This window comes from Pseudescherichia sp. (genome assembly GCF_031998825.1).
Lineage (GTDB): Bacteria > Pseudomonadota > Gammaproteobacteria > Enterobacterales > Enterobacteriaceae > Pseudescherichia.
In genome coordinates this window covers 1-12980 of record NZ_DAMACX010000037.1, presented here as the reverse complement: position 1 = coordinate 12980, position 12980 = coordinate 1, and the positions used below count along the sequence as shown (strand labels likewise).

The window sequence follows — 12980 nt, the reverse complement described above, 5'->3', positions numbered from 1 at the left end:
GCCGGGTGACGCTGCGCTTACCCGGCCTACTGTTTATTTACGGTTACTTAAAATCTCTTTCTCATACGCCCGCACGCTGTCGAGCCACTGGCTCCCTGCTGGGGTATCGTGGCGCTGGCAGTACATCTCCCATACCGCCTGCCACGGCAGCGATTTTTGCTCTTCCAGCAGCGCCAGGCGGGCGGTGTAATCGCCCTCGGCCTCCAGCGTGCGCAGCTGGTCGGTCGGCTCCAGCAGGGCGCGCAGCAGGGCCTTTTTCATGTTGCGGGTGCCGATCACCCATGCGGCAATACGGTTGATAGAGGCATCAAAGAAGTCGAGGCCGATGTGCACCCGGTCAAAGAGATCGTGGCGGACGATTTCGCTGGCGATGGCCTGGGTTTCGTCATCCAGCAGCACGACATGGTCGCTGTCCCAGCGCACCGGGCGGCTGACGTGCAGCAGCAGGCGCGGGATATAGAGCATGGCGGCGGAGATCTTGTCGGAGATCACCTCCGTCGGGTGGAAGTGCCCCGCATCCAGGCAGAGCGCAGTCTGGCGGCTGGTGGCGTAGCCCATGTAAAACTCGTTCGAGCCGACGGTGTAGCTCTCCGCACCGATGCCGAACAGCTTGCTCTCTACGGCATCGATGTGATGCTCCAGGCTCAGCTTTTCGCTCAGGGCCTCATCCAGCGCGGCGAGCAGGCGCTGACGCGGGGCGAGGCGGTCAACGGTGACGTCCTTCATGCCATCCGGAACCCAGATGTTCATCACCGACGGCGTGCCCAGCTGCTCGCCAAAGTACGCCGAGACGCGGCGGCAGGCTTTAACGTGGTCGATCCAAAACTGGCGGATCTCATCGTTGGCGTGGGAGAGGGTAAACCCATCGGCGCTCAGCGGATGTGAGAAGCAAGAGGGGTTAAAGTCCAGGCCCAGCTTCTGCGCTTTTGCCCACTCTACCCAGTTTTTAAAGTGCTCGGGCCGGATGGCGTTACGCTCCACCGCCGTCTCTGACTCCAGGTAGATGGCATGCAGATTCAGGCGCTTTGGCCCTGGGATCAGGCTCAGGGCCTGCTCCAGATCGGCCCGCAGCTCCTGCGCGCTGCGCGCTTTGCCAGGGTAGTTGCCGGTGGCCTGGATGCCGCCGGTCAGGCCGCCCTGCGGGTTCTCAAACCCGGCAACGTCATCGCCCTGCCAGCAGTGCATGGAAACCGGCAGGCGATCGAGCTGGCGCAGCGCCTCCTCAACGTCAACGCCTACCGCGGCAAACCGCTGCTTAGCCAGTTCCCAGGCTTGTTCAATTGGAGTGGTCATGCGCAAAGCTCCTTTCTCTGTTGTTTGGCTTGAAACTGCGCAGCGTGGCGGGCAATTTCACTCTCAGGTTGTGGAATAAAGGTTGTCAGATCGTAATTGGCCGTTACGACCTGGCGGAAAGCGTCGATATTGCTCAGCTCGCCCAGGGTCATCAGCTGAATACCGATATTGCCCAGCGTCGAAGCTTCAACGGGGCCAGCCACCACGGTGACGCCGCAGGCGTCGGCGCAGAGCTGGTTAAGGAGACGGTTCTGGCAGCCGCCGCCGACGATATGCAGCTGGCTAAACGGCCTGCCGCGCAGCGCGGCCAGCTCGCCAAGCACGTTAGCGTAGAGCAGGGCAAGGCTGTCGAAGATGCAGCGCGCCAGTTCAGCATGGGTGGCTGGTTCCGGCTGGCCTGACTCGCGGCAGGCGGCCTGGATCTCGGCGCTCATGTTGTCCGGGTTAATAAAACGCTCATCGTTGGGATTGATCAGCATCCGGCACGGCGTAAGCCGCTCGGTGTCGGCAATCAGGGCGGGCAGGTCGGTCACGTTCTGCTCTTTCAATACGCGCTGCAGCAGCCACAGGCCCATGATATTTTTCAGCACCCGGTAGCGCCCTTCGGCACCGCCCTCGTTAGTAATATTGGCTGCCAGCGCTGCCTCGTTGGTGTAAGGGGTTTGGCTCTCGAAACCCATCAGGGACCAGGTGCCGGAGGAGAGATAGGCGCTGTCCGCGTCGCTCAGCGGCGAGGCGATCACCGCGCTGGCGGTATCATGGCTGGCGACGGCCACGACGGGGATCTCATTGCCCTGTGGGTTTCGCCAGTGACCGATCACGTTGCCCGGCTGGGTAGGGCGGCCAAACCAGGCTTTGTTAGCCCCGGTCCAGGCCAGCAGGACGTCATCCCAGTCATCGCTAGTGATATTCACCAGCTGGGTGGTGGTGGCGTTGGTGTACTCCCAGTTCATCTTGCCCGTCAGGCGGAAGCTGAAATAGTCCGGGATCAGCAGGGCATGAGCCACCTGCGCCGCCTGCTCTGGTTGCTGCTCGACAAAGGCGCGCAGCTGGTACAGCGTGTTGAACGGCAGAAACTGGATGCCGCTGCGTTGGTAGATGGTCTCTCTGCCGAGCTGCGCCTGAGCGCTTGCCATCACGCCATGGGTGCGACCGTCGCGATATGACACCGGCAAACCGACACGCTGACCGTGTTTATCAACCAGCACATAGTCCACGCCCCAGGTATCGATGCCAATGCTGTCTATTTGACTGCCCTGCTCGCTGACCTTGTTTAGCCCAAGGCGAATCTCATCTTCCAGGCTATCGATATCCCAGGTAGCAAAGCCGTCCACGTTTTGCAGGCAGTTGACGAAGCGGTGAATTTCACGCAGCGACAGGGTACGCTGTGCGCTGTCATAATACGCCAGCATTACGCGTCCACTGGATGCGCCGAGATCGACCGCGACACAATGGCGAAAGGTCATAGTGCAGTCCTTCTGAGAGTCATTACAGACAGTCTAAGAATCCCTTCCGCGGCGCACCTTCTTGCTATGGACAGACGAAATCAGGCGCTGGCAAGAAAGCAAAGATGAACGTGATAGCGTTCACAATTCCCGGCAATGACGCCTCTCGCAGCGGATGTGACATCAGCCGCATTTCCCGATCTTTCCCACCGTTTCTTAAAAAAGTGACCGGGTTTGCGCGCTTTGGCGTCAAAAATTCAAGGTGGGATTGTCAGCCCTTCATTACTATTTTCGGCATGTTCTCCATTTCAGGAAGCCATCATGACCGTACTACACAGCGTGGATTTTTTTCCGTCAGGTAAAACGCCTGTGGCTATCGAGCCGCGCCTTCCCCAGTCAGCGTTTCCTGAACATCACCATGATTTCCATGAGATTGTTATCGTTGAGCATGGCACGGGCATTCACGTCTTTAACGGCCAGCCCTACTCCATTAGCGGGGGCAGCGTCTGCTTTATACGCGACCATGACAGGCATCTTTACGAGCATACGGATAATCTCTGTCTGACCAACGTGCTCTACCGCTCGCCGGAGGCTTTCCAGTTCCTGGCGGGGCTTAATCAGCTGCTGCCTCAGGAGCAGGACGGACACTACCCTTCACACTGGCGGGTTAATCAGGGGGCGCTACAGCGGGTGCGGCAGATTGTGAGCCAGATGGAGCAGAGCAGCGAGGAGGAGGGGACCGCGGCCCTTGCCAGCCGGGAGATCCTGTTTATGCAGCTGTTGGTACTGTTGCGTAAAAGCAGCCTTGAGGAGGGAGCGGTTAATAACGATGCCCGCCTGAACCAGATGATGGCGTGGCTGGAGGATCACTTCGCGGATGAGATCTGCTGGGAGTCCCTTGCCAACCGCTTTTCGCTCTCTCTGCGTACGCTGCACCGCCAGCTGAAACAGCATACGGGCATGACGCCGCAGCGCTACCTCAACCGTCTGCGTCTGATTAAGGCCCGCCATCTGCTGCGCCACAGCGACGAGAGCGTTACTGATATCGCGTTTCGCTGCGGTTTCGGCGACAGCAACCACTTTTCGACGCTTTTTCGTCGGGAGTTTAGCTGGTCACCGCGGGAGATCCGCCAGGGTCGGGACACGCCGCTGCAATAGCTATAAACGAGAAGACAATCACCGTTTTCTTGCCAAAAAACAGCTAAATATAGAAGGTTGAGGGCTGTTGAGGTGACGCTGTGGCAGGTCAGTTAATTCTGCGAAGAGAGGATTTTTTTGCCAGGCCTGGGCAGGCGGTCGCGGTGGCCGATCGCTATCCGCAGAATGTCTTTGCTGAGCACTCCCACGAGTTTAACGAGCTGGTGCTGGTCTGGCGCGGCAACGGCCTGCATATCCTTAACGATCGTCCTTACCGAATTACCCGAGGCGATCTCTTCTATATCCGCGCCGAGGACCGTCACGCCTACGCCTCGGTAAACGATCTGGTGCTGCAAAACATCATCTACTGCCCGGAGCGGCTGACGCTTAACCTTGACTGGGCCGCGCATATTCCAGGCCTGGACGGTAGGGAGCCAATACCCTACTGGCGCATTGGCAGCAGCGGCATGGCTCAGGCACGGCAGGTGATTAGCCAGCTGGAGCACGAGAGCGCTAAAACCGATCCGCTCTCCGATCCGCTGGCAGAAACCCTGTTTGCCCAGCTTGTATTAACCCTGAAGCGCCATCGCTACGCGACTGACAACCTCTCGGCGACCAGCAGCGAAGCGTTGCTGGATAAGCTCATCACCGCCCTGGCCAGCAGCCTCAACCGTGCCTTTTTTCTTGAGCAATTTTGCGAGCAAAATCAGTGCAGTGAGCGTACACTACGTCAGCAGTTTCGTACCCAGACCGGCATGACAATCAACAACTATCTGCGCCAGCTGCGCATCTGCCATGCCCAGTATCTGCTCCAGCATAGCGAGCTGATGATCGGTGAAATTGCGACACGCTGTGGTTTTGAAGACAGCAACTATTTTTCCGTGGTTTTTACCCGTGAAACCGGCGTGGCCCCTAGCCAGTGGCGGCACCGCAGCAGGGCGTTCACGGGCACATAACAAAAGGTTATAACCATATAAAAACTACGGCATTGATAAACATTTTCAATACTACTTAATTAACTATAATGAACCAACTGCTTACGCGGCGTTAACAGTATCGCCGCCCGACAATTAATGGAGATGATTATGAGTTACACACTGCCATCACTGCCGTACGCTTATGATGCACTGGAACCGCACTTCGATAAGCAGACGATGGAAATCCATCACACTAAACATCACCAGACCTACGTTAACAACGCTAACGCTGCGCTGGAAAGCCTGCCGGAGCTGGCTAACCTGCCGGTAGAAGAGCTGATCGCCAAACTGGATCAGGTTCCGGCTGATAAGAAAACCGTACTGCGCAACAACGCAGGCGGCCACGCCAACCACAGCCTGTTCTGGAAGGGCCTGAAAACCGGCACTACCCTGCAGGGTGAACTGAAATCCGCTATCGAGCGTGACTTCGGCTCCGTTGAGAAATTCAAAGAAGAGTTCGAGAAAGCAGCGGCAACCCGCTTCGGATCCGGCTGGGCTTGGCTGGTACTGAAAGGCGACAAGCTGGCCGTTGTCTCTACCGCAAACCAGGATAGCCCGCTGATGGGTGAAGCTGTTTCTGGCGCATCCGGCTTCCCGATCCTGGGTCTGGACGTGTGGGAGCACGCTTACTACCTGAAATACCAGAACAAACGCCCGGACTACATCAAGGCATTCTGGGAAGTGGTAAACTGGGACGAAGCTGCTGCCCGTTTCGCTGCTAAAAAATAAGGTTGCATTGCTTCCGGTGAAAAGCGAGTCTGATGACTCGCTTTTTTTGTATCGGGGGGAAGGCGCTGCGATGCACCATCAGGTTAACGTTTTTACAGGTAAAGTAAGGGATTATGAGGGCAGTCGGCCAAGCGCCATTGCCAAGGTGCAGGTTAACGGTGAACTGACGCTAACCGAGCTGGGGCTTGCAGGCGATGAGCAGGCCGAGAAGAAGATCCACGGCGGGCCGGATCGTGCGCTGTGCCACTATCCGCGCGAGCACTACCGCCACTGGGCAAATGCGTTTCCTGAGCAGGCGGATATCTTTGTTGCTCCAGCTTTTGGCGAGAACCTCTCTACCGAGGGGCTGACCGAGCAGAACGTCTACATCGGGGATATCTTTCGCTGGGGTGAGGCGCTGATTCAGGTCACCCAGCCGCGCTCCCCCTGCTTCAAAGTTAACTACCATTTTGCCATCCACGATCTCTCCTCCCTGATGCAGGAGAGCGGCCGCACGGGCTGGCTCTACCGGGTGATTGCCCCGGGCAGCGTCTCCGGCGATGCGCCCCTTGAGCTGGTGTCCCGCTGTAGCGAGGTGAGCGTCTATGAGGCAGCGGCTATCGCCTGGCACCTGCCGTTTGACGACGAGCAGTACCACCGCCTGCTCTCTGCCGCCGGTCTCTCGGTGAGCTGGGCCAGAACCATGCAGAAACGACGCCTGAGCGGCGAGATTGAGAGTTTTGCGCCCAGACTGTGGGGCAGGAAACCGTAGGCCGGGTAAGCACAGCGCCACCCGGCGTTAAACTACGACCGCTTATGCAGCGGTAGCCAGATGGTTAAGCGTAAGCCGCCCAGCGGGCTATCGTCGGCTTTAACCCAGCCGCGATGCTGCTGAATAGCCGTCTCAACGATCGCCAGTCCCAGCCCGGTGCCGCCAGATTCACGGTCGCGTGCCTCATCAGTACGGTAGAACGGGCGGAAAATCTGCTCGCGATCTTCCGCACTAACGCCCGGACCATCATCGTCAACGTTAACCGTTACGCCCTCTTTATCCACCGCAAAGCTCACCTCAATCTTCGTATGCGAGTAGCGGAGGGCGTTACGCACGATATTCTCCAGCGCGCTCTCTAGCGCGTTTGGGTTACCGTACAGCGGCCATGGCCCCGGCGGGAAGTTGACGGTAAGGGACTTGCCCATCTGCTCGGCTTCAAACGCGGCGTTATCCAGCACGTCTTTCCACAGGTGATTGGCCTTAACGGTCTCGCTCACCAGCGCATTTTTCTGCTGGTTGCGCGACATCACCAGCAGATCGTTGATCATGCTGTCGAGACGCTGCGCCTCGGTCTCAATGCGGGCCAGCTCTTTGCTCTCACCGCTGCGGCGGCGCAGCAGGGCGGTGCCCAACTGTAGACGCGTTAGCGGCGTGCGCAGCTCGTGGGAGATATCAGAGAGCAGGCGCTGCTGGGTGGTCATCATCCGCTCAAGGGCGCTGACCATCTGGTTAAAGCTGGCCCCGGCAGCAAGAAACTCCTGCGGCCCGGCTTCCAGCTCCGGATGCTGGCGCAGGTTACCCTGAGCGACCTCGTCCGCCGCGTTTTTCAGCTTACGCGCCGGTTTTGCAAGGCTCCACGCCAGCCAGAGCAGCAGCGGGGAGCTGATCAACATGGTAACAATCAGCAGCAGGAGCGGCCGGTCAAACAGCAGGTTGATAAAATCGGACTGCGAATTACTTGCAGGACGGATGAGGTAGAGCTGGTAGTTATCTTCCCCGTCGCGGATGGAAAACGGCCCTACCAGCTCTACCCGTCCATACTTCTTCTTCTGCGGATGGTCGGAGTTATCCGCCTGACCAATAAAGTTACGAATGATCTGCATTTCGCTGCGTTCAGCGCCGATCACCCGGCCTTCGCTGGTCACTAGCAGCAGACGCTGCCCCGGCGGTGCCCACTTATCAATCGCGCGAAACAGCCGCCGCCACCACATCAGATCGTTCGGTGGATCGAGGGCCAGCTCCGCCTCAACGTGCTGCTCAATCATAATGCCCTGGCGCTGCTCGCTATCCAGCAGCTCCGTCATTTGCCGGGAGTCCAGCTTGGGCACCATTAATACCAGCATTAGCACCAGTGCCAGCGTCAGCCAAAAAATAGCAAAGATGCGTGCCGTCAAACTTCCTATCATGAAGCCGCAACCATCAGATAGCCGCGTCCGCGCAGCGTTTTAAACCATGGATGACCATCTTTACGCTCCGGCAGCTTACGGCGCAGGTTAGAGATATGCATATCGATTGCGCGATCGAACGGCGTCAGGCGTTTACCCAACACTTCCTGGCTGAGGTGTTCCCTGGAGACCACCTGGCCCAGATGCTGCGCCAGCAGGTAGAGCAGGGTGAACTCGGTGCCGGTCAGCTCCAGCGACTGGCCGTCAAAGCTGGCCTCCTGACGGCCTGGGTTCAGGCTTAGGGAATCCACTTCCAGGGTCGGTGAGCCGTTATCGCTGTTCTGCTGCTGCTCGCTCCAGTGCGAACGGCGCAGGATCGCGCGGATACGGGCCACCAGCTCGCGATCGTTAAAGGGTTTAGGCAGATAGTCGTCCGCGCCCAGCTCAAGGCCGAGAACGCGATCCAGCTCGCTACCGCGCGCCGTCAGCATAATGACGGGGGTCTGGTGTGTCTGTCGTAGCTCTTTAAGGGTATCGATACCGTTCTTCTTTGGCATCATTACGTCGAGCAAAAGCAGATCGATGCTGTCGTCCAGGAGGTCGAGCGCCTGCTCCCCATCATGGGCAACCTGCACATTGAAGCCTTCCATGTCGAGCAGCTCCTTTAAAAGGGAAGTAAGCTCTCGGTCATCGTCAACTAACAAAATTTTATTCATTGTTTAAATACCTCCGAGGCAGAAATTACGTCATCAAGGCTCGCTAATCCATGACTTTACGTTGTTTTACACCCCCTGACGCTAGTTTGCAGCCTGAATCGTAGACTGAGTTCAGTTGATTGGCGACACAAACAATTTTGGGAGCAAGTGATGCGCATTGTTACCGCTGCCGTCATGGCCTCAACGCTGGCGTTAAGTACCGTTGGCCACGCAGCTGAAGTTGTAACAGGCGATAACTGGCACGCATCTGAAGAGCTTGCGCCGCGCAGCACTCAGAGCCACATGTTTGACGGCATCAGTTTAACCGAGCATCAGCGCCAGCAACTGCGTGATTTGATGCAGCAGGCGAGGCATAAGCTGCCCCCTGTTAATGTTAGCGAAATCGAGGCGATGCATGACCTTGTGACCGCAGAAAATTTTGATGAAAACGCCGTGCGTGCTCAGGCAGAAAAAATGGCGCAGGAGCAGGTTGCTCGCCAGGTCGAAATGGCCCGGGTCCGCAACCAGATGTATCACCTGCTCACGCCAGAGCAACAGGCGGTTTTACATGACAAGCACCAACAGCGGATCGACCAGCTGCGTGACGTTGCAAAATTGCAGCAGGGATCCCCGCTAACGCTATCTAGCAGTAGTACCGGTAGTAAGTAGTAACCAGTAACAACCCTGTTTTCCTTGCCATAGACACCATCCCTGTCTTCCCCCTCATGATGAGGGGGTTTTTTTTATTTGTCACTCATAAAAAATATTATAAGTCAAAGACTTACTAATTATTGCGCCGTTAAACCGTGGTAAATAGATTTTTGACATTTCTCTCACTCTTTGAATAAGACTGTAGAAATCAACAGGTGCTGGTTGACAGATTATGTCATTTGCACCAACATCCCGGTTGACAAAATTAACTTTTTGCACGGAGAGGCTTGGTTGATGACTAACTACAAATTGCCCTGGCACTTTTATCCACAATTGAATGAAGAACGTTTATCTATCATCGCTGAAGAGTTACTTACCGTTTTAGATCAAACGTATCAGCAACTTTCTACCTCATTTGATGATAACTACACCAGGGGGACATGTACTTTCGGACGGCAAAGACAGATGCTCTTAGCACTATGTCTCAATGGTAAACATAAGTGGTTGAATCTTAAACATGCTGGAATGGATATCACTTTTGAAATCGATGATATACCAGTGCGTTTCTTTGCTGATGATCCAGAGAGTCCTAAAAAACCAGGTTTCTATCGTAGAAATGAGGTTGATCAACTTTTCGAGCCAGAATTAGAAGTACCAACACTGCATCGTTTCGTGGTAGAAAAGCCTGAATTTGAAGGCGAAGGAGCGCGCGTTCATTTTGTCGGTTATAACATGCTAGATGAGATTGTATCTAAGTGGACATATGGCGATGAGCGGATGGCAGTATTGCATTCTACCGACGAGACTCCACCAGAAGCAGTCAAAATAGAGTTAGATGATATCCGTCCTTCTGTTCCTGAAAAGAAGGAAAAGGACAGAGATAATGAATAGTAGGTGAAAAGTGTTTAACGGTTCTAATTTGCGGTTAGCTCGTCTGTATCACGAGTTATCATTGGAGCAAGTTGCTGAGCGGGTCGAGAAGACCCGTCAGTACATACAGCGGCTTGAATCTGGCTCGGCTGCTCCTACTCCTGAGCTTGCAAATAAATTAGCTGCCGTCTTGCTGGTCATGCCTGAGTTTTTTGAGATGCAAGAGCAGTCACCAGTGAATGAAGAGCTCGTTCACTTCCGCAAGCGTAGCTCTACACGTATGGCAACAAAATGGGCGACGCTCGCCAAAGCCGAATTGTATCGGCGTCTGATTGAGATTTTTGATGAGTACCTGAATTTACCACCCGTCAGGTTCCCTGAACTGAGAGTGCAAACTCAAGAAGACATAGAAAAAGCGGCAGAAAAATGCCGTGCTGATTGGGGATTAGGTTTTGGGCCGATAGACAATATGACTCGCTTAGCTGAAAAGTTAGGAGCGTTTGTAACTTCTTTTGATTCTGTTTCTGATGATGTAGATGCACTTTCTGTGCCTCTAAGCCGACCATTCATTGTAAGAAATACTGCGAAGAAATCACCTTGTCGTCAACGCTTTGATATTGCTCATGAAGTGGCTCATCTAATACTTCATGAAGGGGTTTCTACAGGAGATAGAGTTACAGAATCACAAGCTAACCGTTTTGCGTCGGCCTTGTTACTGCCCCGCTCAGCGATGGCAAAATATTTTCCTCGCCCTATTGGGGGCCGTATTGATTGGCAGGGGCTTAGTCAGTTTAAATTGACGTGGAAAGTCAGTAAGGCTGCAATTATTTACCGTGCTCATCAGCTATCTCTTCTCACTGATGCTCAATATAAAACGGCATTTTTTGGTTTGAAACGTAAGGGAGAGGCGATAGATGAAAAAGAGGATTGTCTGATCCCACAAGAGACGCCTGAGCTTTTTCAAAAGGCAATGAAATGCTTAATAAATGATATATCCATTGGTATGGATTCACTTGCTCACCGCTTATGTATTACACCGGCAATACTCAAAGAGTTATCGAGTGATATGCTTTTAGCAGAGCTAGAGTCTGAGCATGTTTCTGGAAATGTAGTGTCCTTATCAGCGTATCGTTTCAGACAGGCATAATTGACAGCAGAAAAGATCCCAACATGGTGGGATCTTTTTTATTTCTATCCTCCTCTCCATGAAGGACGTTTTTCTGCCCTGGATTTACCCGGCGGTGATAAGGAGCCAGGAAAAGTTACTGATAAACCGTCTTAATGGCCTTAAACCCGCAGGCTTCTGTCGAGCTATCGCAATCGTAAAATCGCTCTGTCGCAGAGGATGATTCCGGCGTCCAGTTGGCGTTGCCTTCAATCGAGACAATAAGATTACTAAGCACTTTCTCTTCGCCTTTACGACTGTAGGCCAGGTCAATCTGCATACCGTTTGCCAGCGCGTAGGTACAGTTAACCAGCACGCCTTCCTTCACATCATTCTTAGCGAAATAGAGAGCGTTAACAAAGCGCTCAACGCTCTGCTCTCTGTGCGGCTGCGAATTCCAGCTCCCCTCCCAGCCAGGCAGCGTCACCGGTGCGGTATAAATATAATTCGCATAACTAATGGTTTGCGGTTGCGGACAGCGCATTTGGACAGGGTCTGATTGCTTGAGCGGCGAAGCAGAGGCAGCGGTAGAAATAAGCATTACCGGTAAAAGAAAAAATGAAAATAGCTTCATGGTGAAGTCCTCAATTTTGTTCACTGTTTTAGTAGGGTGGAATGACGTGACAAATTAAGATTACAGAAAGTAGTTTTTTGTAACCGTTTAAAAATAAACAACTATTTTCAAAAATGCGTCGCTTTTAATGAGGTTTTTAGGTTAGTGCGGCAGGGGCATGCGTTATACTACCCGCTGTGTCCGGGCAGGAGTACGTATGAATCAAATGTATGGACGGCTAGTAAGCCGGGCAGCTATTGCCGCAACGGTAATGGCCTCGTTGCTGCTGGTAATTAAAATTTTTGCTTGGTGGTACACCGGATCGGTGAGCGTGCTGGCGGCGCTGGTGGATTCACTGGTGGATATCGCCGCCTCGCTGACCAACCTGCTGGTGGTGCGCTATTCGCTACAGCCAGCAGATGATGAGCACACCTTCGGGCACGGCAAGGCCGAGTCGCTGGCGGCGCTGGCGCAGAGCATGTTTATCTCCGGCTCGGCGCTGTTTCTCTTTTTAACCGGTATTCAGCACCTTGCTCGTCCGGAGCCGATGAATGCGCCGCAGATTGGCATCATCGTGACCCTGGTTGCGCTGGTATGTACTGTGATCCTCGTCACTTTTCAGCGCTGGGTAGTGCGAAAAACGCAAAGCCAGGCCGTGCGCGCCGATATGCTTCATTATCAGTCTGATGTTATGATGAATAGCGCTATTCTCGTCGCGCTGGGCCTGTCCTGGTATGGCTGGCACCGGGCGGATGCGCTCTTTGCGCTGGGAATCGGGGCGTATATCCTCTATAGCGCACTGCGCATGGGGTATGAAGCGGTGCAGTCGCTGCTGGATCGCGCCCTGCCCGATGAGGAGCGGCAGGAAATAATCGCTATCGTTACCCGTTGGCCTGGCGTCAGTGGGGCACACGATCTTCGCACGCGGCAGTCAGGGCCGACCCGCTTTATTCAGATTCATTTGGAAATGGACGATAACCTCCCGCTTGTTCAGGCGCACCTTGTGGCCGAGCAGGTAGAAGAGGCAATTTTGCGCCGTTTTCCGGGTTCTGATGTGATAATCCATCAGGATCCTTGTTCCGTAGTACCCCAGGGATGAGTCTCCTGCGTAGAGACCCGATTACAAGGTGTAATAAAGTGAGCCAGACCAGCATTTTGTGTATAAATTACCGCCATTTGGTCTGACCTGAATCAATTCAGCCGGGAGAGATTGATATACTATGCGCAGCATAGCTATTCACTCCCCAGGGCGTCGCTTCGGGCAAGAATTTATTTTGCATTCCTAAGTTCAGAGGTAGTCATGATTAAGAAAATCGGTGTGTTGACAAG

At 54.4% G+C, this 12980-nt stretch carries 13 protein-coding genes; 8 read left to right on the top strand and 5 right to left on the bottom strand.

Annotation, left to right across the window (positions count from 1 at the left end; translation table 11 throughout):
• Nucleotides 1-33 precede the first annotated feature (33 nt).
• Nucleotides 34-1293, bottom strand: coding sequence for an L-rhamnose isomerase (rhaA, locus tag RTP97_RS15890; RefSeq protein ID WP_312415362.1), 1260 nt, complete (start codon nucleotides 1291-1293; stop codon nucleotides 34-36).
• Nucleotides 1290-2759 carry a rhamnulokinase gene (gene rhaB / locus RTP97_RS15885; RefSeq protein WP_312415361.1) on the bottom strand — a complete coding sequence of 490 codons (1470 nt, stop codon included), beginning with the start codon at nucleotides 2757-2759 and terminating at the stop codon, nucleotides 1290-1292. The genes rhaA and rhaB overlap by 4 nt, the downstream gene beginning before the upstream one ends.
• A 300-nt stretch (nucleotides 2760-3059) precedes the next feature.
• Here rhaB and rhaS point away from each other — a divergent pair, with 300 nt between their 5' ends.
• The 4 genes from rhaS (at nucleotide 3060) to yiiM (ending at nucleotide 6332) form a co-directional block, all read left to right on the top strand.
• Nucleotides 3060-3896 carry an HTH-type transcriptional activator RhaS gene (gene rhaS / locus RTP97_RS15880; RefSeq protein ID WP_312415360.1) on the top strand — a complete coding sequence of 279 codons (837 nt, stop codon included), beginning with the start codon at nucleotides 3060-3062 and terminating at the stop codon, nucleotides 3894-3896.
• 80 nt (nucleotides 3897-3976) lie between these two features.
• Nucleotides 3977-4831 (top strand): HTH-type transcriptional activator RhaR, encoded by an 855-nt coding sequence (gene rhaR, locus RTP97_RS15875; protein ID WP_312415358.1) that lies wholly within the window; start codon nucleotides 3977-3979, stop codon nucleotides 4829-4831.
• A 129-nt stretch (nucleotides 4832-4960) separates the two neighbouring features.
• Nucleotides 4961-5581: a superoxide dismutase [Mn] gene (sodA, locus tag RTP97_RS15870; protein WP_312213973.1), complete on the top strand. Its 621-nt coding sequence runs from the start codon at nucleotides 4961-4963 to the stop codon at nucleotides 5579-5581.
• 70 nt (nucleotides 5582-5651) lie between these two features.
• Nucleotides 5652-6332 (top strand): 6-hydroxyaminopurine reductase, encoded by a 681-nt coding sequence (gene yiiM, locus RTP97_RS15865; protein WP_409455955.1) that lies wholly within the window; start codon nucleotides 5652-5654, stop codon nucleotides 6330-6332.
• A gap of 32 nt (nucleotides 6333-6364) precedes the next feature.
• Here yiiM and cpxA read toward each other — a convergent pair whose 3' ends face one another.
• Together cpxA and cpxR are read right to left on the bottom strand one after the other, a co-directional pair.
• On the bottom strand, nucleotides 6365-7738 hold the full coding sequence (gene cpxA / locus RTP97_RS15860; RefSeq protein WP_312213970.1) for an envelope stress sensor histidine kinase CpxA: 1374 nt from the start codon (nucleotides 7736-7738) through the stop codon (nucleotides 6365-6367).
• Complete coding sequence (cpxR, locus tag RTP97_RS15855; RefSeq protein WP_312415355.1) at nucleotides 7735-8433, bottom strand: envelope stress response regulator transcription factor CpxR; 699 nt, start codon at nucleotides 8431-8433, stop codon at nucleotides 7735-7737. The genes cpxA and cpxR overlap by 4 nt, the downstream gene beginning before the upstream one ends.
• Nucleotides 8434-8583: 150 nt before the next feature.
• Between cpxR and cpxP the strand changes: the two genes are divergently transcribed.
• The 3 genes from cpxP to RTP97_RS15840 all read left to right on the top strand — a co-directional run bounded on the left by cpxP (nucleotide 8584) and on the right by RTP97_RS15840 (nucleotide 11080).
• A complete protein-coding gene (gene cpxP, locus RTP97_RS15850; protein WP_312415353.1) occupies nucleotides 8584-9081 on the top strand; it encodes a cell-envelope stress modulator CpxP in 498 nt (165 codons plus the stop codon).
• A 276-nt stretch (nucleotides 9082-9357) separates the two neighbouring features.
• Complete coding sequence (locus RTP97_RS15845) at nucleotides 9358-9954, top strand: hypothetical protein (protein ID WP_312415352.1); 597 nt, start codon at nucleotides 9358-9360, stop codon at nucleotides 9952-9954.
• Nucleotides 9955-9964: 10 nt separating this feature from the next.
• Nucleotides 9965-11080 carry an XRE family transcriptional regulator gene (locus RTP97_RS15840; RefSeq protein WP_312415350.1) on the top strand — a complete coding sequence of 372 codons (1116 nt, stop codon included), beginning with the start codon at nucleotides 9965-9967 and terminating at the stop codon, nucleotides 11078-11080.
• Between the two features lie 115 nt (nucleotides 11081-11195).
• Here RTP97_RS15840 and RTP97_RS15835 read toward each other — a convergent pair whose 3' ends face one another.
• The gene (locus tag RTP97_RS15835) at nucleotides 11196-11672 is read right to left on the bottom strand and encodes a DUF3757 domain-containing protein (protein WP_312415347.1); all 477 of its coding nucleotides are present in this window, start codon (nucleotides 11670-11672) and stop codon (nucleotides 11196-11198) included.
• A 196-nt stretch (nucleotides 11673-11868) separates the two neighbouring features.
• On the opposite strand from RTP97_RS15835, the gene fieF reads away from it, so the two are divergent.
• On the top strand, nucleotides 11869-12750 hold the full coding sequence (gene fieF, locus RTP97_RS15830; protein ID WP_312213966.1) for a CDF family cation-efflux transporter FieF: 882 nt from the start codon (nucleotides 11869-11871) through the stop codon (nucleotides 12748-12750).
• Nucleotides 12751-12980 lie beyond the last annotated feature (230 nt).